The sequence below is a fragment of the Enterobacter genomosp. S genome, assembly GCF_001631805.1.
Lineage (GTDB): Bacteria > Pseudomonadota > Gammaproteobacteria > Enterobacterales > Enterobacteriaceae > Enterobacter > Enterobacter quasihormaechei.
This window is the reverse complement of record NZ_LVVA01000001.1, coordinates 619,475-641,171: the sequence shown is the minus strand read 5'-3', so window position 1 is coordinate 641,171 and position 21,697 is coordinate 619,475. Positions and strand designations below refer to the sequence as shown.

Sequence of the window (21,697 nt, the reverse complement as noted above, 5' to 3'; positions counted from 1 at the left end):
TGGATAGAACACATGAACTTACATGAATATCAGGCCAAACAGCTGTTTGCCCGGTATGGCTTACCGGCTCCGGTGGGTTATGCCTGTACTACCCCGCGTGAAGCAGAAGAAGCCGCGTCTAAAATCGGTTCCGGCCCGTGGGTAGTTAAATGTCAGGTTCACGCTGGTGGCCGTGGTAAAGCGGGCGGTGTGAAGGTCGTTAAGAGTAAAGAAGAGATCCGTGCGTTTGCTGAACATTGGCTCGGCAAGCGTCTGGTCACCTACCAGACAGACGCGAACGGCCAGCCGGTTAACCAGATTCTGGTTGAAGCGGCGACCGATATCGCGAAAGAGCTGTACCTGGGCGCGGTGGTTGACCGTAGCTCCCGTCGCGTGGTGTTCATGGCGTCTACCGAAGGCGGCGTGGAAATTGAAAAAGTGGCGGAAGAAACCCCGCACCTGATCCATAAAGTGGCTATCGATCCGCTGGCGGGCCCAATGCCTTACCAGGGTCGCGAGCTGGCGTTTAAGCTGGGTCTGGAAGGTAAGCTGGTTCAGCAGTTCACCAAGATCTTCATGGGTCTGGCAACCATCTTCCTGGAGCGCGATCTGGCGCTGATCGAGATCAACCCGCTGGTGATCACCACCCAGGGCGACCTGATCTGCCTCGACGGCAAGCTGGGCGCTGACGGCAACGCGCTGTTCCGCCAGTCCGATCTGCGCGAAATGCGCGACCAGTCTCAGGAAGACCCGCGTGAAGCACAGGCTGCACAGTGGGAACTGAACTACGTGGCGCTGGACGGCAACATCGGCTGCATGGTTAACGGTGCGGGCCTGGCGATGGGCACCATGGACATCGTTAAGCTGCACGGCGGTGAGCCGGCGAACTTCCTCGACGTGGGCGGTGGCGCAACCAAAGAGCGCGTAACCGAAGCGTTCAAAATCATCCTCTCTGACGACAACGTTAAAGCGGTACTGGTTAACATCTTCGGCGGCATCGTTCGTTGTGACCTGATTGCTGACGGCATCATCGGTGCGGTAGAAGAAGTGGGTGTTAACGTTCCGGTGGTTGTGCGTCTGGAAGGTAACAACGCTGAACTCGGCGCGAAAAAACTGGCTGACAGCGGCCTGAATATTATTGCAGCGAAAAGTCTGACGGATGCAGCTCAGCAGGTTGTTGCCGCAGTGGAGGGGAAATAATGTCAGTTTTAATTAATAAAGATACCAAGGTTATCTGCCAGGGCTTCACCGGTAGCCAGGGGACTTTCCACTCCGAACAGGCGATTGCCTACGGCACGCAGATGGTTGGCGGCGTAACGCCAGGTAAAGGCGGCACCACGCACCTGGGCCTGCCGGTGTTTAACACCGTACGTGAAGCGGTAGAAGCGACCGGCGCAACCGCGACCGTGATCTACGTTCCGGCACCGTTCTGCAAAGACTCCATCCTGGAAGCGATCGACGCAGGCATCAAGCTGATCATCACCATCACCGAAGGCATCCCGACCCTGGATATGCTGACCGTGAAGGTGAAGCTGGACGAAGCAGGCGTGCGCATGATCGGCCCGAACTGCCCAGGCGTGATCACTCCGGGCGAATGCAAAATCGGCATCATGCCGGGCCACATTCACAAGCCGGGCAAAGTGGGCATCGTCTCCCGTTCCGGTACACTGACCTATGAAGCGGTTAAGCAGACCACCGACTACGGTTTCGGCCAGTCTACCTGTGTAGGCATCGGCGGTGACCCGATCCCGGGCTCAAACTTCATCGACATTCTGAAGCTGTTCCAGGAAGATCCGCAGACCGAAGCGATCGTGATGATCGGCGAGATCGGCGGTAGCGCCGAAGAAGAAGCGGCGGCTTATATCAAAGATCACGTCACCAAGCCGGTAGTGGGTTACATCGCGGGCGTGACCGCGCCGAAAGGCAAGCGTATGGGGCACGCGGGTGCGATCATCGCGGGCGGTAAAGGTACGGCGGATGAGAAGTTTGCCGCGCTGGAAGCCGCAGGCGTGAAGACCGTTCGCAGCCTGGCGGATATCGGCGAAGCGCTGAAATCCATCATTAAGTAAATCCTCTCTGCTCCCCGGATGGGGAGCGTTAAAGTATAAAAATGTCCGTTTCGACATGGTTGGCCGCTGTATAGCGGCCTTTTTTACATGACAACGCCGAACCGGCAAAGAGGGTGAATTTCGGCAGATTGCCCCGCAACCGTCCACTGCGGCTCGACAAAGGTGCTGACCACTTTCCTCCCACTCCCCAGGCGCGCCCGCCGCCAATGCCAACCGGAATGTAATAAGCATCCGACGCCCGATCCCAGGTCCAGATGCCCTAGCTGCGCAAGTACCAGCTGCCCTGAAAATTATAGATAGAGATCGGCTGAAACCTCGCGGTCTCTACGTCGTCGCTGGCGGAGCCCGCGGTGATGAGCGGTCCCACGACAATTTTCCCCCTTCCTGTTTGAGGAGGAAAATATCAAACACGTTGACAGAGGTTGTGTATGCTGGGGTTCAGCAGCTCAATGCTGTCCCGCACATTGAACTGCGGTAACCACATCATCATCTCGGACGGCGCCTCCGTACCGGGAACCAGCAGGTACTCAATGTCGATACCGTCTATGTTCATCCGGTCGCCGGATTAATTCACGATATACGCCAGAGCGATTAAGCTGTTTTTGCCGGTTGCCAGCGATTTACCCATGCCGGACATATAGAGCGCCCGGCGGCTCATCGCATTTCCCGCCAGCAGATTTTCGCTGATGGCTTCCTTCATGAAATCAATAGTCGGAAGATGCATTATTACAATTAACCAAGAAATGCAATGGCAAATAAATAAACGTCAGCGTTATCCTGACGCGAAGCTATTAGGACATCGCCTCTTAATGATGGCGCCGGGCAATTAAGGTGAAGCGATAGTCGTCGCTTTTAAAGCTGTTGCGGCTGTACTCAAACAGCGTCCCGTCATTAAGAAAGCCGCGGGAGATTTTTTCAAGAATCGGGCGGGAAGGATCGATTCCCAGTGCCTCGATGGTTTCTGGCGAAGGGTTTACCGCGACGATCTCCTGCTCGCTCCGGTCAATGACCATCTTCTTTATCTGTTCAATGTAGTGGTACTTGGAGTTTTCCATCACTTCCCAGGTGAGATCGGGAAAAAGCGCCAGCGGCATCCACGTCTCTTCCAGCGTAACCGGCTTTTGCTTGATAAAACGGACGCGCTTAACGTGCCAGACCTTATCTCCTTCGGCGAGCGCCATCGTTGCCGCCAGCGCCGCATCGGCTTTAATCACTTCGAACACCCGCACGTCGCTGTGGGTTTCCACACGTCTGTCCGCCAGCTTTTCGTAAAAGCTGGTGAGCTGGTAGATGTCGTAATTAACCCGTTCCTCTTTAACGTAGGTGCCGCTGCCCTGAACGCTCTCCACGATGCCCTGCTCGGTCAACAGCTTCAGGGCCTGCCGGACGGTTACGCGGCTCACGCCGTAAGTGGCCTGGAGCGCGGATTCGGTCGGCAGCGCATCCCCGGCGGTCAGCACACCCTGCTGGATCTGATCCCGCAGGGTATCCGCGATCTGACGATATTTCGGTTTTCCGCTCATGCACGCCCGTTGTCTTGTTTCGTTAATACCATTGATGACGATTATGCCTCGGCGAATGAAATTGTAAATAATACAAATTAAATACAAATAATCGATAAACATGAAAATGATCACATAATCGTCTTATTCGCTCTGAGATACTCTCGCCAGTCTGTTTACGGGAGTAAGAATAATGATGAACCTGACGGCGTTAACGCATCCAGATGCGCTCTGCCTGAACGCGCGATTCGGCAATCGCGATGAGGCCATAGAAGCACTGGCTGGCAGGCTGGCCCGGTGTGGCGCAGTCTCCGATTTGGCGCTTTTTTTGCGTGATGTCCACCAGCGTGAGGCCCAGGGGCCGACGGCGCTGGGGGAGGGGCTTGCCGTTCCGCACGGGAAATCGGTGGCCGTGAGCAGGGCTGCGTTTGCCGTGGCGACGCTCGCCGATCCGCTGGAGTGGGAGGGGGTGGATGGCCCCGAACGCGTGGAGCTGATTTTTCTCCTCGCCATCCCGCCAGCCGAAGCGGGATCGACGCACATGCAGCTATTAACCGCGCTCACCACCCGTCTGGCTGACGATGCGCTTCGCGCGCGCGTCATGAGCGCCACCACCGCGGACGCGCTGCTTACTGCCCTGGACGCTGCGCCGCAGCCTGAGGAAAGCGCGCTTTTGGCCGACGCCCCGACGGTTGTCTGCGTAACCGCCTGTCCGGCCGGGATCGCCCATACCTATATGGCCGCTGAATATCTCGAAAAAGCGGGACGTAAGCTCGGCGTCAATGTAGTAGTCGAAAAGCAGGGGGCGAACGGCATTGAGGGGCGCATCACCGCTCAGCAGCTGCGGGAGGCCAAAGCGTGTATCTTCGCGGCGGAAGTGGCGATCAAAGAGAGCGAACGCTTTCAGGGGATCCCGGCCATTTCCGTACCCGTGGCTGAACCCTTGCGCCATGCGGAAGCGCTCATTGAGCGCGCGCTGGCGCTAGGGCCAGTATCCGATGCGCACCCTGCGCATGTCGACACAGACACTAAAAAGCGCGTTAAAACCGAGCTTAAGCAGGCGCTTCTCAGCGGCATCTCCTTTGCGGTGCCGCTGATTGTCGCGGGCGGTACGGTGCTGGCCGTGTCGGTACTGCTGGCGCAGATCCTGGGGTTGCAGCATCTGTTCGATCAGGAAAACTCATGGCTGTGGATGTACCGCAAACTGGGCGGCGGGATGGTCGGCATTCTGATGGTTCCTGTTCTCGCGGCCTATACCGCTTACTCGCTGGCGGATAAACCTGCGCTTACGCCGGGTTTTGCTGCGGGTCTGGCCGCCAATATGATTGGTTCCGGTTTTCTGGGGGCCATCGTCGGCGGGCTGATTGCGGGTTACCTGATGCGCTGGGTGAAAAACCACATCCGGTTGAGCAGTCGCTACAACGGCTTTCTGACCTTTTATCTCTATCCGGTGATGGGCGTGCTGGGTGCAGGCAGCCTGATGCTGTTTGTAATTGGCGAACCGGTGGCCTGGATCAATAACGCCCTGACTGCCTGGCTTAACGGGCTGTCCGGCGCGAACGCACTGCTTCTGGGCGCGATTCTCGGCTTTATGTGCTCGTTCGATCTGGGCGGTCCGGTCAACAAAGCCTCTTACGCGTTCTGTCTCGGGGCGATGGCCAACGGCGTCTACGGACCTTATGCGATCTTTGCCTCCGTCAAAATGGTATCGGCCTTTACCGTGACGGCGTCAACGATGCTGGCCCCGAGCCTGTTTAAACAGTTCGAAATTGAGACCGGCAAATCCACCTGGCTGCTGGGGCTGGCGGGCATCACCGAGGGGGCAATTCCGATGGCTATCGAGGATCCGCTGCGGGTCATCGGCTCATTCGTTATGGGATCAATGGCGACCGGTGCGATTGTCGGGGCAATGGGTATTGGGCTTTCGACTCCGGGAGCGGGCATTTTCTCGCTCTTCTTACTGCATGATGCCGGGCTGGGTGGCGTGATGGCTGCTGCGGGCTGGTTTGGCGCCGCGCTGGTTGGCGCCGCCATCTCTACGCTCATGTTACTGCTCTGGCGACGTCACGCCGTGAAGCGCGGCACCTACGTGACTCAAGACATTACATCCTAAACACGCACCGACAGGAAACGAAGATGAAAGCTGTATCTCGCGTTCATATCACGCCACATATGCACTGGGACCGTGAGTGGTACTTCACCACCGAAGCGTCACGTATTCTTCTGGTCAATAATATGGAAGAGATCCTCACCCGTCTCGAACAGGATGCAGAGTACAAATACTACGTCCTCGACGGCCAGACGGCGGTGCTGGAAGATTATTTTGCCGTGAAGCCGGAAAGCAGGCCACGCGTGAAAGCGCTGGTGGAGGCCGGGAAGCTGATCGTGGGTCCGTGGTATACCCAGACGGATACCACCCTTGTCTCCGGCGAGTCGATTGTCCGCAATCTGATGTACGGCATGCGCGACTGCATGGCCTTTGGCGAGCCGATGAAAATTGGCTATCTGCCGGACTCCTTCGGCATGTCTTCCCAGCTGCCGCACATTTATAACGGTTTTGGCATCACGCGCACCATGTTCTGGCGCGGGTGCTCCGAGCGGCACGGAACCGATAAAACCGAATTTCTCTGGCAAAGCCAGGACGGCAGCGAAGTGACGGCACAGGTGCTGCCCTTGGGCTACGCGATTGGTAAGTACTTACCGGAGGATGAAGACGGGCTGCGGAAACGGCTCGACGCCTGGTTAGAGGTGCTCGAAAAAGCCTCCGTGACGAAAGAAATTTTGCTGCCTAACGGCCACGACCAGATGCCGCTCCAGCAGAACATTTTTGCGGTGATGGATAAGCTTCGCGAAATCTATCCGCAGCGTCAGTTTGTGATGAGCCGCTTCGAGGAGGTATTTGACCATATCGACGCGCACCGCGATGAACTGGCAACCCTCAAAGGGGAGTTTATTGACGGTAAATACATGCGGGTGCACCGGACCATCGGCTCTACGCGGATGGACATCAAAATCGCCCACGCCCGGATAGAAAACAAAATCGTCAACGTTCTTGAGCCGCTGGCCACGCTTGCCTGGACGCTGGGCTTTGAGTATCACCACGGCCTGCTGGAAAAAATGTGGAAAGAGATCCTCAAGAATCACGCCCACGACAGTATCGGCTGCTGCTGTAGTGACAAAGTGCATCGCGAGGTGATGTCCCGCTTCGAGCTGGCGGAAGACATGGCCGATAACCTGACGTGCTTCTATATGCGCAAGATTGTCGACAACATGCCGCAAAGCGATGAGGACAAACTGGTGATGTTTAACCTGACGCCCTGGCCGCGTGAGGAAGTGATTAACACCACGATACGTCTGCGCGCCAGCCAGTTCCGCCTGCTGGACGATAAGGGGAATGACATTCCTTATTACCTCCGCAGCGCGCGTGAGATCGACCCCGGCTTGATTGACCGGCAGATTGTGCATTACGGCAACTATGAGCCCTTTATGGAGTTCGACATCCAGTTCAACCAAATCCTGCCATCAATGGGTTACCGCACGCTGTTTATCGAGCCGCACGTGACCGGCAAGCTGCTGGCGCCAGTAAATGCGTCGGCGGCGCTGCTGGAAAATGCGTTCTGGGAAATTACGTTAAATGAAGACGGGTCGCTGCGCCTGCGCGACAAAGAGTCCGGGCTGATTTATGACCGCGCGCTGGAAATAGAAGAGAGCTCGGATGATGGCGACGAGTACGACTACTCGCCCTCTCGGGAAGAGTGGCGGCTCACTTCCGCGCAGGGCGAGCACGACGTTGAGGTGATCCACGAGGCATGGCAGAGCAGGGCGGTGATTCGGCATCGTATGGCGGTGCCGGCGAATCTCGCCGAACGTTCTGCGCGTCATCGGACGGGGATGCTTGAGGCAGAACTGACGGTCACGCTCAGCCATAACAGCCGGCGTATCGACGTTGAGGCCCGTCTTGGCAATCACGCGAATGACCATCGCGTGCGGGTGCTGATCCTGACGCCGTTCACCACGGAGGCAGTGCTGGCCGATACCCAGTTCGGTTCGCTGACGCGCCCCGTATGGGATGAAGCAATGGCGAACTGGCAGGAGGAAGGATGGAAGGAAGCGCCGCTGCCGGTGTGGAACCTGCTCAATTACGCGGTGCTCCAGGAACGGCGTAACGGGATGGCGCTGTTCACCGAAGGGTTGCGCGAATTTGAGGTGACCGGCGAGCGTCAAAAAACATTTGCCCTGACGTTGCTTCGCGGCGTGGGGCTGCTTGGAAAAGAGGATTTACTTTTGCGCCCGGGCAGGCCGTCCGGGATCAAAATGCTGGTGCCGGATTCGCAGGTGCGGGGCCAGCTACGCTGTCGCTTCAGCCTGTTCACGTTTACCGGCACACCCGTGAGTGCCGGCGTTGCGCAGCAGGCGAAATCATGGCTAACGGCGGTGCACTGCTATAACAAAATCCCCTGGGATGCGATGAAGCTTAACCGCACGGACTTCACTACCCCTGGCAGCTACAGCCTGCTAACGCTTTCGCCAAACGGATGCGTGCTCAGCGCGCTGAAGAAAGCAGAGGATCGTGACGAGATGATAGTGCGTCTCTACAACCCGTCCGAGACGCAATCCTGCGACGTCGCCCTGTCAGTGAACCGCGTGGTGCTGGCCTGTTGCGAAACGAACATGAATGAGATGCCCGACGCGGCAGGGGAGGAGAGTGCGGGCATTTCTGGTCCATTCCGTCCGTGCCAGTCCCGAACCTTTAGCGTCAGGATAGAGAGGTAATACCTGGCTTAACAAAAGGTCGCAGGGGATGCGGCCTTTTTTTTCATTAAAAAGTCACACAGGGGTGTTAATTTTAATGCTGCTAAAGGTGAATAAAATGTAATCATTTATTCTGATGGCAAAGTAATAAAAAAATACTGTGAAGCGGATAACAGAATATGTTTCGTCGTCCACTAAATACGATTTTCCTGTCACGTTAATAAAAATCACAACTGTTTATATTCTCTTCTGCCTTTTATAACGCTGCGCGCCTAAAAATATACATATCCATAACAAGGTCTTTACTATGTATACCACAAAGAAACATCGTTAACAGATGCCGGCGTTTTTGATTTAAATCAATGTTTAATCCTTGGAAAAAGGCTCCAAAAGGCGTTAAATTGTTCCCGATCAAAATGGCCGAAAAGTGGTAATTTTGCTATAAATTGATCGCCGTCGAAAAACGTAAATCTGTTCGAATAAAAACCTGTTTATTGTAAGGGTTTTGCAGCGTATTATATTTACGGGATCAATTTGGTTTTTTCTTAACGTATTTGTAACCTTTCATCGTTGCTTTTTCCCCCTACGGAGAATAAGCAACGAAGAAGGGGCGCAGATAACTTTGTATTGGGGCATGCGTGTGGATCCTTATCTAACGGGGTTCACTCTCGGAGTCTTCATGCGATGAGCAAGGAGTCATAATGTTAGACGTAGTCGAACTGTCGCGCTTACAGTTTGCCTTGACCGCGATGTACCACTTCCTGTTTGTGCCGCTGACGCTGGGTATGGCGTTCCTGCTGGCGATCATGGAAACGGTTTACGTCCTCTCCGGCAAACAGATTTATAAAGATATGACCAAGTTCTGGGGCAAGTTGTTTGGCATCAACTTTGCGCTGGGCGTGGCAACCGGTCTGACCATGGAGTTCCAGTTCGGGACTAACTGGTCTTACTATTCCCACTACGTTGGGGATATTTTTGGTGCGCCGCTGGCCATTGAAGGTCTGATGGCCTTCTTCCTCGAATCCACCTTTGTAGGTCTGTTCTTCTTCGGTTGGGACCGTCTGGGTAAAGTCCAGCATATGGCGGTAACCTGGCTGGTGGCATTAGGCTCCAACCTGTCCGCGCTGTGGATCCTGGTGGCGAACGGCTGGATGCAAAACCCCATCGCGTCTGATTTCAACTTCGAAACCATGCGTATGGAGATGGTCAGCTTCGCTGAACTCGTCCTGAACCCGGTTGCTCAGGTGAAATTCGTCCACACCGTGGCGTCTGGCTACGTCTGCGGCGCGATGTTCGTGCTGGGCATCAGCTCCTACTATATGCTGCGCGGCCGTGACTTCGCCTTTGCGAAACGCTCCTTTGCTATCGCAGCAAGCTTCGGCATGGCGGCGATTCTGTCCGTTATTGTTCTGGGTGATGAATCCGGTTACGAAATGGGCGACGTGCAGAAAACCAAGCTGGCCGCGATTGAAGCGGAATGGGAAACCCAGCCGGCGCCTGCCGCGTTTACCCTGTTCGGCGTGCCTGACCAGGATGCGCAGGAAAACCGCTTCGCCATTCAAATTCCTTACGCTCTGGGTATTATCGCCACGCGCTCCGTCGACAAACAGGTCACTGGCCTGAAAGATCTGATGGTGCAGCATGAAGAGCGTATCCGTAACGGGATGAAAGCCTACTCGCTGCTGGAACAGCTGCGCGCCGGTTCTACCGACCAGGCCGTTCGCGATCGCTTTAACGACGTGAAAAAAGACCTGGGCTACGGCCTGCTGCTGAAACGCTATACCCCGAACGTCTCCGACGCGACGGAAGAGCAGATTCAGATGGCAACCAAAGACTCCATTCCACGCGTTGCGCCGCTGTACTTTGCGTTCCGCATCATGGTCGGTTGCGGCATTATTATGCTGCTGATCATCGCGGCCTCGTTCTGGTCCGTCATCCGTAACCGCATCGGTGAGAAAAAATGGCTGCTGCGCACCGCGCTGTACGGTATTCCACTGCCGTGGATTGCAATCGAGTCCGGCTGGTTTGTCGCGGAGTATGGCCGTCAGCCGTGGGCGATTGGTGAGGTGCTGCCAACCGCGGTAGCGAACTCCTCCCTGACCGCAGGCGACCTGATCTTCTCCATGCTGCTCATTTGCGGTCTATACACCCTGTTCCTGGTGGCTGAACTGTTCCTGATGTTCAAGTTCGCGCGCCTTGGCCCAAGCAGCCTGAAAACCGGTCGCTACCACTACGAGCAGTCTGCTGTGACTACTCAGCCGGCACGCTAAGACAGGAGTCATCAAATGATCGATTATGAAGTATTGCGTTTTGTCTGGTGGCTGCTGATCGGCGTTCTGCTGATTGGATTTGCGGTCACCGATGGTTTCGACATGGGCGTGGGCATGCTCACCCGTTTCCTCGGTCGTAATGACACCGAGCGTCGAATCATGATTAACTCTATCGCCCCGCACTGGGACGGTAACCAGGTGTGGCTGATCACCGCAGGCGGCGCGCTGTTCGCTGCCTGGCCGATGGTCTACGCGGCTGCGTTCTCCGGCTTCTATGTAGCGATGATTCTGGTGCTGGCTTCTTTATTCTTCCGTCCGGTAGGTTTTGACTACCGTTCCAAGATTGAAGACACCCGCTGGCGTAACATGTGGGACTGGGGCATCTTCATTGGTAGCTTCGTTCCACCGCTGGTCATTGGTGTGGCGTTCGGTAACCTGTTGCAGGGCGTACCGTTCCACGTCGACGAATATATGCGTCTGTTCTACACCGGTAACTTCTTCCAGCTGCTGAATCCGTTTGGTCTGCTGGCGGGCGTGGTGAGCGTGGCGATGATTATCACCCAGGGCGCAACCTACCTTCAGATGCGTACCGTGGGTGAACTGCACCTGCGTTCCCGCGCAACCGCTCAGGTTGCAGCGCTGGTGACGCTGGTCTGCTTCGCTCTGGCAGGCGTGTGGGTGGTGTACGGTATTGATGGTTACGTGGTGACCTCCGCGATCAACCATACTGCACCGTCTAACCCGCTGACCAAAGAAGTGGCGCGTCAGGCTGGTGCATGGCTGGTGAACTTCAACACTACCCCTGCGCTGTGGGCTATCCCGGCTCTGGGTGTGCTGCTGCCGCTGCTGACCGTGCTGACGTCTCGTCTGGAGAAAGGCGCTCTGGCGTTCGTATTCTCCTCCCTGACGCTGGCGTGCATTATCCTGACCGCGGGTATTGCGATGTTCCCATTCGTGATGCCGTCCAGCACCATGATGAATGCTAGCCTGACCATGTGGGATGCAACGTCCAGCCAGCTGACGCTGAACCTGATGACGTATGTTGCTTGCGTATTCGTACCGATTATCCTGCTCTACACCAGCTGGTGTTACTGGAAAATGTTCGGTCGTATTACCAAAGAACATATCGAAAGCAACACCCACTCTATGTACTAAGTAAGGAGCTGAATATGTGGTATTTCGCATGGATTTTAGGGACGCTTCTTGCCTGTGCATTTGGTGTCATCACTGCCCTGGCGCTTGAGCATGTTGAAGCGTCCAAAGCAGGTGAAGAAAAGCACTAATGAACATTATCGCAACGTTATATGCGGTAATGGATAAGCGCCCCCTGAGGGCGCTTTCCCTCATTATGGCATTACTGCTGGCGGGCTGTATTTTCTGGGACCCGTCGCGCTTCGCGGCAAAAACCAGCGAGCTTGAGATCTGGCACGGCTTTCTGATTATGTGGGCGGTGTGTGCAGGGGTCATTCACGGCGTTGGCTTTCGTCCGAAAGCGCTTCACTGGCAGGGCATCTTCTGCCCGCTGATTGCCGATCTGGTTCTCCTCGCCGGTTTGATTTTCTTCTTCTTCTGAATAAGAAATGTCCGTTAACGATATGGGCTTACCCGAGCCCATAAAAATTTACTCTCCGTTTACTTTCCCCCATTCCAAACCATCATTCCCGCGCGTATAGTAGCGAAGTTTGAAAGCTCCAACTTTTCTTGTATTACCGGGATGTAAAGTGAATACAACGCTGTTTCGATGGCCGGTTCGTGTCTATTACGAAGATACCGATGCCGGTGGTGTGGTCTACCACGCCAGCTACGTTGCTTTTTATGAACGGGCACGCACAGAGATGCTGCGCCATCATCACTTTAGTCAACAGGTGCTGTTGGCTGAGCGAGTTGCCTTCGTGGTACGCAAGATGACGCTTGAGTATTTTGCGCCTGCCAGACTCGACGATATGCTCGAAGTCCAAACAGAAATTACATCAATGCGCGGAACTTCACTGGTTTTCACGCAGCGGATAGTCAATGCAGAGAACACGGTACTGAACTCAGCTGAAGTCCTGATTGTCTGTGTTGATCCAACCATAATGAAGCCTCGTGCGCTTCCTAAGTCTATTGTCGCGGAGTTTAAGCAGTGACTGACATGAATATCCTTGATTTGTTCCTGAAGGCAAGCCTTCTGGTTAAACTTATCATGTTGATTTTGATTGGTTTTTCAATCGCATCCTGGGCCATCATCATCCAGAGAACGCGTATCCTCAATGCCGCTGGCCGCGAAGCCGAAGCGTTTGAAGATAAGTTCTGGTCGGGTATCGAGCTTTCTCGTCTGTATCAGGAAAGCCAGGGACGCCGTGATAGCCTTTCAGGCTCCGAACAAATTTTCTATAGTGGTTTCAAAGAGTTCGCTCGCTTACACCGTGCTAACAGCCATGCGCCGGAAGCCGTAGTAGAAGGTGCGTCGCGTGCGATGCGCATCTCCATGAACCGCGAACTGGAAAATCTTGAAACGCATATTCCGTTCCTCGGCACCGTGGGTTCCATCAGCCCGTATATCGGCCTGTTTGGTACGGTGTGGGGGATCATGCACGCCTTTATCGCGCTGGGCGCGGTGAAGCAGGCGACGTTGCAGATGGTTGCACCGGGTATCGCAGAAGCACTGATCGCGACCGCAATCGGTCTGTTCGCCGCAATTCCGGCGGTGATGGCGTACAACCGTCTGAACCAGCGTGTGAACAAACTGGAACTGAACTACGACAACTTTATGGAAGAGTTCACCGCGATTCTGCATCGTCAGGCGTTTACCAGCACCGAGAGCAACAAGGGGTAAACCATGGCCAGATCGCGTGGACGAGGTCGTCGCGAGCTCAAGTCCGAAATCAATATCGTTCCGTTACTGGACGTGCTGCTGGTGCTGCTGCTGATCTTTATGGCCACAGCGCCCATCATCACCCAGAGCGTGGAAGTTGATCTGCCGGATGCGACAGAATCACAGGCGGTAAGCACCAATGACGATCCTCCGGTCATCATTGAGGTTTCCGGCGTAGGGCAGTACAGCGTGGTGGTGGAGAAGGATCGTATGGATCAGCTCCCGCCAGAGCAGGTTATTGCTGAAGCGCAACGACGCCTGGAGTCAAATCCGAAGACGGTCTTCTTAATCGGTGGTGCGAAAGACGTACCATATGATGAAATTATCAAAGCGCTGAACTTGCTACATAGCGCGGGCGTTAAGTCAGTTGGCTTAATGACTCAGCCTATTTGATCATCTGCGTAGTTTTTGGGAACCGATAGTGTCAAAGGCAACCGAACAGAACGACAAGCTTAAGCGAGCGATAATCGTCTCCGCAGTGCTGCACGTGATTCTTTTTGCAGCGCTGATCTGGAGTTCGTTCGATGAGCACATTGATGCATCGGGCGGTGGTGGAGGTTCATCCATCGACGCCGTCATGGTAGATCCCGGTGCGGTAGTGCAGAACTATAATCGTCAGCAACAGCAGCAGGCGAGCGCAAAGCGCGCGGAAGAACAGCGTGAAAAACAGGCGCAACAGCAGGCGGAAGAGTTGCGTGAAAAGCAGGCCGCCGAGCAGGAACGTCTGAAGCAGCTTGAGAAAGAACGTTTGCAGGCGCAGGAAGCGGCGAAAGAGCAGGCGGAGCAGCAGAAACAGGCTGAAGCCGCAGCGAAGCAAGCCCAGGAACAGCAGAAGCAGGCGGAAGAGGCGGCAGCCAAAGCCGCAGCAGACGCGAAGGCGAAGGCAGATGCTCAGGCTAAGTTAGCCGCAGACGCGGCGAAGAAAGCGGCTGCTGATGCTCAGAAGAAAGCGGAAGCGGAAGCGGCGAAGAAAGCGGCTGCTGACGCGAAGAAGAAAGCGGAAGCGGAAGCGGCGAAAAAAGCGGCTGCCGACGCACAGAAGAAAGCCGAAGCGGAAGCCGCGAAGAAAGCTGCCCAGGAAGCCGAGAAGAAAGCGGCTGCTGATGCTGCGAAAAAAGCGGCCGCCGCCGAGAAAGCTGCGGCAGAAAAAGCCGCCGCTGCGGAAAAAGCTGCCGCTGATAAAAAAGCAGCCGCTGAGAAAGCCGCTGCCGATAAAAAAGCGGCTGCCGAAAAAGCCGCGGCTAAAAAGGCCGCAGCCGCTGAGAAAGCTGCCGCTGCCGCCGGTGTGGACGACCTGCTGGGTGACCTGAGCTCCGGTAAGAATGCACCGAAAACGGGCGGTGGGGCCAAAGGAAATGGACAGCCGTCAAAAGACAGCGGTGCCTCCGGAGCCAACGGTGGGGCAACAGGTGCAGATATCAGCGCTTATGCCAAGCAGATCCAGGTTGCGATTCAGAGCCGACTCTTTGATGCAGGCCTGTATCAGGGCAAGCAGTGCGTACTGCACATCAATCTTGCGCCAGACGGCAGGTTGAAAAGCGTGACGTCTGAAGGGGGCGATCCTGCGCTCTGTCAGGCTGCGTTGGCCGCAGCCAGATCGGCGAACATTCCTAAACCGCCTAGCGAGGCTGTTTATGAAAAGATAAAAGATGCCAAACTGGACTTTAAGCTGTAATCAACTCTTCTAACGGAAGTCTGAAAAACAGTCTATGGTCGTAAACAGGATAAGTAGTTTTGTCTATTTGGGTTTGTTAACATTCTGCTAAATTATCGTGGGTAAGGTTACCCAGATAAGGGAGATATGATGAAGCAGGCATTACGTGTAGCAGTTAGTTTTTTAATGCTGTGGGCAGCTGTACTGCACGCAGAAGTACGCATTGAGATCACCCAGGGGGTGGACTCAGCGCGTCCAATCGGTGTCGTTCCATTCCAGTGGGCAGGCCCGGGCGCTGCGCCTGAAGATATTGGCGGCATTGTTGCAGCTGACCTGCGTAACAGCGGTAAATTTAACCCGTTAGATCGTTCTCGTCTGCCGCAGCAGCCGGGTACCGCGCAGGACGTTCAGCCTGCTGCATGGTCTGCGCTGGGTATTGATGCGGTGGTTGTCGGCCAGGTTACCCCTGCACCAGACGGCGGCTATAACGTTGCGTATCAGCTGGTGGATACCGGCGGTGCGCCGGGTACCGTTCTGGCTCAAAACACCTATAAAGTGAACAAGCAGTGGCTGCGTTATGCAGGCCACACGGCGAGTGACGAAGTGTTTGAGAAGCTGACCGGGATTAAAGGTGCGTTCCGTACCCGTATCGCGTACGTTGTGCAGACCAACGGCGGCCAGTTCCCTTATGAGCTGCGCGTCTCTGACTACGATGGTTACAACCAGTTCACCGTACACCGTTCTCCGCAGCCGCTGATGTCTCCGGCATGGTCTCCTGACGGCTCCAGGCTGGCGTACGTGACCTTCGAGAGCGGCCGTTCCGCGCTGGTTATCCAGACGCTGTCTAACGGTGCCGTGCGTCAGGTTGCGTCATTCCCGCGTCACAACGGTGCACCTGCGTTCTCTCCGGACGGGACTAAACTGGCGTTTGCCCTATCTAAAACCGGTAGCCTGAACCTGTACGTCATGGACATTGGCTCTGGCCAGATCCGCCAGGTAACCGATGGTCGTAGCAACAACACGGAGCCAACCTGGTTCCCGGACAGCCAGAATCTGGCCTTTACGTCTGACCAGGCCGGTCGTCCACAAGTTTATAAAGTGAATATCAACGGCGGAGCAGCGCAGCGCATTACCTGGGAAGGTTCTCAGAACCAGGATGCTGACGTCAGTGCCGATGGTAAAACAATGGTAATGGTCAGCACTGCGGGTGGTCAGCAGCACATTGCCAAACAAGATCTGGTAACGGGAGGCGTACAAATACTGTCGTCAACGTTCCTGGATGAAACGCCAAGTCTGGCACCTAACGGCACCATGGTAATCTACAGCTCTTCTCAGGGGATGGGATCCGTGCTGAATCTGGTTTCTACAGATGGGCGTTTCAAAGCGCGTCTTCCGGCAACTGATGGACAGGTAAAATCACCTGCCTGGTCGCCGTATCTGTAATAATAATTAATTGATTACTAAAGGAATCTTAGAAATGCAACTGAACAAAGTGCTGAAGGGGCTGATGATCGCTCTGCCTGTAATGGCAATCGCAGCGTGTTCTTCTAACAAGAACGCAAGCAATGACCAGAGCGGCGAAGGCATGATGGGTGCCGGCACCGGTATGGACGCTAACGGCAATGGCAATATGTCTTCTGAAGAGCAAGCGCGTCTTCAGATGCAGCAGTTACAGCAGAACAACATCGTTTACTTCGATCTGGATAAATACGACATTCGTTCTGACTTCGCTGCAATGCTGGATGCGCACGCAAACTTCCTGCGTAGCAACCCGTCTTACAAAGTCACCGTAGAAGGTCATGCGGACGAACGTGGTACCCCAGAGTACAACATCTCCCTGGGTGAACGTCGTGCAAACGCTGTTAAAATGTACCTCCAGGGTAAAGGCGTTTCTGCTGACCAGATCTCCATCGTTTCTTACGGTAAAGAAAAACCAGCAGTACTGGGTCACGACGAAGCGGCTTACTCCAAAAACCGTCGTGCCGTACTCGTTTACTAAGAGAATTGCATGAGCAGTAACTTCAGACATCATCTGATGAGTCTGTCGTTACTGGTTGGAATAGCGGCCCCCTGGGCCGCTTTTGCTCAGGCACCAATCAGTAGTGTCGGCTCAGGCTCGGTAGAAGACCGGGTCACTCAGCTCGAGCGTATTTCTAACGCTCACAGTCAGCTTTTAACTCAACTCCAGCAGCAACTTTCCGATAACCAGAACGATATCGATTCCCTTCGTGGTCAGATCCAGGAGAGTCAGTATCAGCTTAATCAGGTTGTGGAGCGCCAGAAGCAAATTTTGTCGCAGATGGATAGCCTGAGCAGCGGCGGTGCGGCTGCACAGCCCGCAGCAGGCGATCAAAGCGGTGCGGCGACGCCTGCTCCAGCGGCAGATGCCTCAGCGTCGTCTGGAGCGCCTGTACAGAGCGGTGACGCGAATACGGACTATAACGCGGCCATTGCCCTGGTGCAGGACAAATCGCGCCAGGACGATGCTATCGTTGCGTTTCAGAACTTCGTGAAGAAATACCCTGATTCCACTTACCAGCCCAATGCGAACTACTGGCTGGGTCAGTTGAATTACAACAAGGGTAAAAAGGATGATGCGGCGTTTTATTTTGCCTCTGTGGTGAAAAATTACCCGAAATCACCGAAAGCGCCGGATGCGATGTTTAAAGTTGGCGTGATCATGCAGGACAAAGGCGACACGGCTAAAGCCAAAGCGGTTTATCAGCAGGTGGTTGCTAAATTCCCGGGCACCGACGGCGCCAAACAAGCGCAAAAACGTTTAAGTTCGATGGGTTGATTACCGCATGACCAGAAATCGCGTTATTTCTGGTCGTGCAGCATGATTCCTAAGCAGTTAAGTGATCTTCATCGAAATTTTTGTTGCGCAGAATTCTTAAATCAGTAATATATGCCGCCGTTGCCACGGGATATCAAACAACGTGAAAGCAGCGCAAAAGTGGGTCGTTAGCTCAGTTGGTAGAGCAGTTGACTTTTAATCAATTGGTCGCAGGTTCGAATCCTGCACGACCCACCAATGTAAAAAGGCGCCCTAAAGGCGCCTTTTTGCTATCTGTCGTTCCCCAGTGCTTTGTAGGTCGGGTAAGGCGACGCCGCCACCCGACAAATGCTGCCGGCACCAATTCCCGATGACAATCCGCCTCAAATTCGCTATCTTGTTTAGTATATAAAACACCATTGCCGTCATTTTTGCTTTCTACCGCAAAACAAAGGCAATATTGTTAAGCCAGTCAAACGAGAAGCCAAAATGAGTGTGATGTTTGATCCCGAAGCCGCAATTTATCCCTTCCCGCCGAAGCCAGCGCCGCTAAGCCGGGATGAGAAGCAGTTCTATCGTGAGAAAATTAAGCGTCTTCTTAAAGCGCGTGATGCGGTGATGGTGGCGCATTACTACACTGACCCGGAAATTCAGCAGCTGGCAGAAGAGACGGGCGGCTGTATCTCAGACTCGCTGGAGATGGCGCGTTTCGGCGCTAAACATCCTGCCTCTACGCTTCTCGTTGCGGGCGTTCGTTTTATGGGCGAAACGGCAAAAATCCTCAGCCCGGAAAAAACGATTCTGATGCCGACGCTGAATGCCGAATGCTCCCTCGATCTCGGCTGCCCGATTGATGAGTTCACCGCCTTCTGTGATGCTCACCCCGACCGTACCGTCGTGGTTTACGCCAACACCTCCGCTGCCGTCAAAGCCCGGGCAGACTGGGTAGTGACGTCCAGTATCGCCGTTGAGCTGATTGAACATCTGGACAGCATGGGTGAAAAAATCATCTGGGCGCCCGATCGCCATCTGGGAAACTACGTGCAAAAACAGACCGGTGCGGATGTGCTGTGCTGGCAGGGTGCCTGTATCGTCCACGATGAGTTCAAGACCCAGGCGCTGACCCGGATGAAAGGCTTATACCCGCAGGCCGCGATTCTGGTGCACCCGGAATCCCCGCAGTCGATCGTCGAGATGGCGGACGCCGTCGGCTCAACCAGCCAGTTAATTAACGCGGCAAAAACGCTGCCACACAAGCAGCTCATCGTGGCGACCGATCGCGGTATCTTCTACAAAATGCAGCAGGCCGTGCCGGAAAAAGAGCTGCTTGAAGCGCCAACCGCCGGAGAAGGGGCGACCTGCCGTAGCTGCGCGCATTGCCCATGGATGGCGATGAATGGCCTCAAAGCCATTGCGGAGGGGCTGGAGAACGGTGGCGCTGCGCATGAGATCCACGTGGATGCTGCCCTGCGTGAAGGCGCGTTAATTCCGCTTAACCGCATGCTGGATTTTGCGGCTACACTACGTACTTAACTTATTACGCCCCGGAGAAAAAATGGATTTTTTTAGTACACAGAACATCCTGGTTCACATCCCCATCGGTGCGGGCGGCTATGACCTGTCGTGGATTGAAGCGGTAGGTACGCTGGCCGGTTTACTCTGTATCTGGCTGGCCAGCCTGGAGAAGATCAGCAACTATGCGTTTGGGCTGATTAACGTTACGCTGTTTGCGATCATCTTCTTCCAGATCCAGCTCTACGCCAGCCTGCTTCTACAGCTGTTCTTCTTCGCGGCCAACATCTACGGCTGGTATGCCTGGTCGCGGCAAAACAGTCAGCAGGAGGCGGAGCTGCAAATCCGCTGGCTGCCGTTGCCAAAAGCCCTCGCCTGGCTCGCGGCCTGCGTGGTGGCTATCGGCCTGATGACCGTCTTTATCGATCCGGTATTTGCCTTCCTGACGCGCGTGGCGGTCTCGGTGATGTCGGGGCTGGGATTGAACGTCACCCTGCCAGAGCTTCAGCCGGACGCCTTCCCGTTCTGGGATTCCTGCATGATGGTGCTGTCGATTGCGGCGATGATCCTGATGACGCGTAAATACGTTGAGAACTGGCTGTTGTGGGTGGTGATTAACGTGATTAGCGTGGTGATTTTTGCCCTTCAGGGCGTTTATGCCATGTCGCTGGAGTATATGCTCCTGACCTTCATTGCTCTCAACGGCAGCCGCATGTGGATTAACAGCGCGCGTGAGCGTGGCTCTCGCGCGCTTTCCCGTTAATGGTGATGTGCGTGTGAGTGGCCGGACTGCGCCTCGTTAAGGTGGCAGTCTGGCCCGCTGCAAGGCTGGTACTCCATCTGGATAGTGGAGTGCGCAATCTCATAGTGATGCTCAAGGAAATGCTGAATACGTTCAAGCAGCGCGTCGTGATCGTGGGGTGGAACAACCTGAACGTGCAGCGTCATAAGCGGTTTTTCCCCAACCAGCCAGACGTGAACGTGATGGACGTTACGAACCTCAGGAATGGAGCGACTCAGGCTGCGCTTCAGTTCGCCAATATCCAGTGATGTGGGCGCGCCTTCAAGTAGCTCATTTACGCTCTCCTTCAGTAGCCGCCAGGCGCTGCGCAATACCAGGCACGATACCAGCACGGAAAGAATCGGGTCGATAGGGGTCCAGCCCGTACCCATAATAATCAGCGCGGCCACAATCGCACCAACAGAACCCAGCAAATCACCGAGCACGTGCAGCGCTGCGGCCCGCACGTTCAGATTTTTTTCGCTGCTGCCGCGATGCAATATCCAGAACGCCAGAATATTGGCCACCAGGCCGGCAATGGCAATCACCATCATCGTTGTCCCGGCTACCGGTTGAGGATGCCGAAAGCGCTGAAAAGCCTCCCAGACGATGAGTATGGTAATCACCACTAAGGCAATCGCATTCACAAAAGCGGCAAGCGTGGTCAGCCTGAGCCAGCCAAACGTGTGGCGGGCATTGGGCGGGCGACGGGCAAACTGCACGGCCAGCAGCGCGAAGAGCAGCGCCGCGGCATCGGTAAGCATGTGTCCGGCATCGGCCAGCAGCGCCAGCGAGCCGGAAATAAGGCCACCGATGACCTCAATAACCATAAACGTGGCGGTGACCGCAAATGCCAGCAGAAGCCGTTTGGCGTTTTCATCGCCGGAAGAGGGAGAATGGGAGTGGGAATGCGCCATGATATCTTTCCTGATTTATTATTATTTTTAGTGTAGCGTTTTTAAGTGCTTAAATAAAAAAGGAGAGCATGCGCTCTCCTTATTTCTTCTTAGACAGGCTTACTGAGTGGTGCCGTCCGTTTTGGTATTGGCATCGCTACCCACTTTGTCATTGGGGTCCGGACATTTACCGTCTTTACACATCGAGTTTTTATGAACCTCATCGTTGGTCATGCCGTCGTGGTTCATGGTGCCGGTATTCGTACCGCCGGTGTTAGTATTGCCCGTGTTGATATTGCTGTTATCAACATTATTTGGCGCAATATTCTGTTTTGCATCCGGTGCAACCTGGCCTGCTTCGGCAGCAGCATTCGCGTCACCGTTGCTGCCGGATGAACCTGCATCGGCTGCCAGCACGCTGCCGCTTGCCAGGGTAAGGGTTGCCGTCAGGAAAAGCGTAGTCAGTTTCGTCATTTTCATCATGGTGCTCCTGTTCTTATCGTTACGCTGGATAACATTCTCCAACAGTGCATCTTGTTCAGTGGCGAAAGATCCCGGATTTCTGCGTAAGGGCAGAATGGAATCGCGTATAAATATTTAAATTCAGCTGTTACAAGTAAAAAGTTTAGGCCAGATCTCATTTTTCGCTATT

22 protein-coding genes and 1 tRNA gene are annotated in these 21,697 nt (G+C 54.8%); 18 read left to right on the top strand and 5 right to left on the bottom strand.

Annotated features, from left to right (window positions below; genetic code table 11):
• The first annotated feature begins 12 nt into the window (after nt 1-12).
• A complete protein-coding gene (gene sucC, locus A3466_RS03045; protein ID WP_059355295.1) occupies nt 13-1,179 on the top strand; it encodes an ADP-forming succinate--CoA ligase subunit beta in 1,167 nt (388 codons plus the stop codon).
• Entirely contained in the window at nt 1,179-2,048 is an 870-nt protein-coding gene (sucD, locus tag A3466_RS03040; RefSeq protein WP_006809578.1) for a succinate--CoA ligase subunit alpha, read from the top strand. The genes sucC and sucD overlap by 1 nt, the downstream gene beginning before the upstream one ends.
• Nucleotides 2,049-2,451: 403 nt before the next feature.
• Here the strand turns inward: sucD and A3466_RS23405 are convergent, their stop codons facing one another.
• The 3 genes from A3466_RS23405 to A3466_RS03035 form a co-directional block, all read right to left on the bottom strand.
• Complete coding sequence (locus tag A3466_RS23405; protein ID WP_165602742.1) at nt 2,452-2,601, bottom strand: hypothetical protein; 150 nt, start codon at nt 2,599-2,601, stop codon at nt 2,452-2,454.
• A gap of 12 nt (nt 2,602-2,613) precedes the next feature.
• On the bottom strand, nt 2,614-2,772 hold the full coding sequence (locus tag A3466_RS23400; RefSeq protein ID WP_165602741.1) for a hypothetical protein: 159 nt from the start codon (nt 2,770-2,772) through the stop codon (nt 2,614-2,616).
• A gap of 82 nt (nt 2,773-2,854) precedes the next feature.
• Entirely contained in the window at nt 2,855-3,571 is a 717-nt protein-coding gene (locus A3466_RS03035) for a GntR family transcriptional regulator (RefSeq protein WP_063449340.1), read from the bottom strand.
• Between the two features lie 175 nt (nt 3,572-3,746).
• Here A3466_RS03035 and mngA point away from each other — a divergent pair, with 175 nt between their 5' ends.
• The 16 genes from mngA to pnuC all read left to right on the top strand — a co-directional run bounded on the left by mngA (nt 3,747) and on the right by pnuC (nt 20,131).
• Nucleotides 3,747-5,663 carry a PTS 2-O-a-mannosyl-D-glycerate transporter subunit IIABC gene (mngA, locus tag A3466_RS03030; protein WP_063449466.1) on the top strand — a complete coding sequence of 639 codons (1,917 nt, stop codon included), beginning with the start codon at nt 3,747-3,749 and terminating at the stop codon, nt 5,661-5,663.
• A gap of 23 nt (nt 5,664-5,686) precedes the next feature.
• Nucleotides 5,687-8,323: a mannosylglycerate hydrolase gene (gene mngB, locus A3466_RS03025; protein ID WP_063449339.1), complete on the top strand. Its 2,637-nt coding sequence runs from the start codon at nt 5,687-5,689 to the stop codon at nt 8,321-8,323.
• Nucleotides 8,324-9,003: 680 nt separating this feature from the next.
• Complete coding sequence (gene cydA / locus A3466_RS03020; protein ID WP_063449338.1) at nt 9,004-10,572, top strand: cytochrome ubiquinol oxidase subunit I; 1,569 nt, start codon at nt 9,004-9,006, stop codon at nt 10,570-10,572.
• A 15-nt stretch (nt 10,573-10,587) separates the two neighbouring features.
• A complete protein-coding gene (gene cydB, locus A3466_RS03015; RefSeq protein ID WP_063449337.1) occupies nt 10,588-11,727 on the top strand; it encodes a cytochrome d ubiquinol oxidase subunit II in 1,140 nt (379 codons plus the stop codon).
• Nucleotides 11,728-11,741: 14 nt separating this feature from the next.
• Nucleotides 11,742-11,855, top strand: a complete 114-nt coding sequence (gene cydX / locus A3466_RS03010; RefSeq protein WP_006177208.1) for a cytochrome bd-I oxidase subunit CydX — start codon at nt 11,742-11,744, stop codon at nt 11,853-11,855.
• Nucleotides 11,855-12,145: a cyd operon protein YbgE gene (gene ybgE, locus A3466_RS03005; RefSeq protein ID WP_003858596.1), complete on the top strand. Its 291-nt coding sequence runs from the start codon at nt 11,855-11,857 to the stop codon at nt 12,143-12,145. Before cydX ends, ybgE begins: the two co-directional genes overlap by 1 nt.
• Before the next feature lie 148 nt (nt 12,146-12,293).
• Entirely contained in the window at nt 12,294-12,698 is a 405-nt protein-coding gene (gene ybgC / locus A3466_RS03000) for a tol-pal system-associated acyl-CoA thioesterase (protein WP_003858593.1), read from the top strand.
• On the top strand, nt 12,695-13,387 hold the full coding sequence (gene tolQ, locus A3466_RS02995) for a Tol-Pal system protein TolQ (protein ID WP_072201887.1): 693 nt from the start codon (nt 12,695-12,697) through the stop codon (nt 13,385-13,387). The genes ybgC and tolQ overlap by 4 nt, the downstream gene beginning before the upstream one ends.
• A gap of 3 nt (nt 13,388-13,390) precedes the next feature.
• On the top strand, nt 13,391-13,819 hold the full coding sequence (gene tolR, locus A3466_RS02990; RefSeq protein WP_003858589.1) for a colicin uptake protein TolR: 429 nt from the start codon (nt 13,391-13,393) through the stop codon (nt 13,817-13,819).
• A 28-nt stretch (nt 13,820-13,847) separates the two neighbouring features.
• The gene (gene tolA / locus A3466_RS02985; RefSeq protein WP_063449336.1) at nt 13,848-15,101 is read left to right on the top strand and encodes a cell envelope integrity protein TolA; all 1,254 of its coding nucleotides are present in this window, start codon (nt 13,848-13,850) and stop codon (nt 15,099-15,101) included.
• Nucleotides 15,102-15,230: 129 nt separating this feature from the next.
• Nucleotides 15,231-16,523: a Tol-Pal system beta propeller repeat protein TolB gene (tolB, locus tag A3466_RS02980; protein ID WP_063449335.1), complete on the top strand. Its 1,293-nt coding sequence runs from the start codon at nt 15,231-15,233 to the stop codon at nt 16,521-16,523.
• Nucleotides 16,524-16,557: 34 nt separating this feature from the next.
• A complete protein-coding gene (gene pal, locus A3466_RS02975; RefSeq protein ID WP_003858578.1) occupies nt 16,558-17,079 on the top strand; it encodes a peptidoglycan-associated lipoprotein Pal in 522 nt (173 codons plus the stop codon).
• A gap of 9 nt (nt 17,080-17,088) precedes the next feature.
• Nucleotides 17,089-17,877 carry a cell division protein CpoB gene (cpoB, locus tag A3466_RS02970; protein WP_063449334.1) on the top strand — a complete coding sequence of 263 codons (789 nt, stop codon included), beginning with the start codon at nt 17,089-17,091 and terminating at the stop codon, nt 17,875-17,877.
• Between the two features lie 161 nt (nt 17,878-18,038).
• Nucleotides 18,039-18,114: transfer RNA gene (locus A3466_RS02965), tRNA-Lys, on the top strand.
• 231 nt (nt 18,115-18,345) lie between these two features.
• A complete protein-coding gene (gene nadA, locus A3466_RS02960; protein ID WP_063449333.1) occupies nt 18,346-19,389 on the top strand; it encodes a quinolinate synthase NadA in 1,044 nt (347 codons plus the stop codon).
• 22 nt (nt 19,390-19,411) lie between these two features.
• Nucleotides 19,412-20,131, top strand: coding sequence for a nicotinamide riboside transporter PnuC (gene pnuC, locus A3466_RS02955; protein ID WP_063449332.1), 720 nt, complete (start codon nt 19,412-19,414; stop codon nt 20,129-20,131).
• Here pnuC and zitB read toward each other — a convergent pair.
• Together zitB and A3466_RS02945 are read right to left on the bottom strand one after the other, a co-directional pair.
• A complete protein-coding gene (gene zitB / locus A3466_RS02950) occupies nt 20,128-21,066 on the bottom strand; it encodes a CDF family zinc transporter ZitB (RefSeq protein ID WP_063449331.1) in 939 nt (312 codons plus the stop codon). The two genes, pnuC and zitB, sit on opposite strands and share 4 nt — an antisense overlap.
• Before the next feature lie 99 nt (nt 21,067-21,165).
• Nucleotides 21,166-21,525 (bottom strand): protein YbgS, encoded by a 360-nt coding sequence (locus A3466_RS02945; protein WP_063449330.1) that lies wholly within the window; start codon nt 21,523-21,525, stop codon nt 21,166-21,168.
• Between the last annotated feature and the right edge of the window lie 172 nt (nt 21,526-21,697).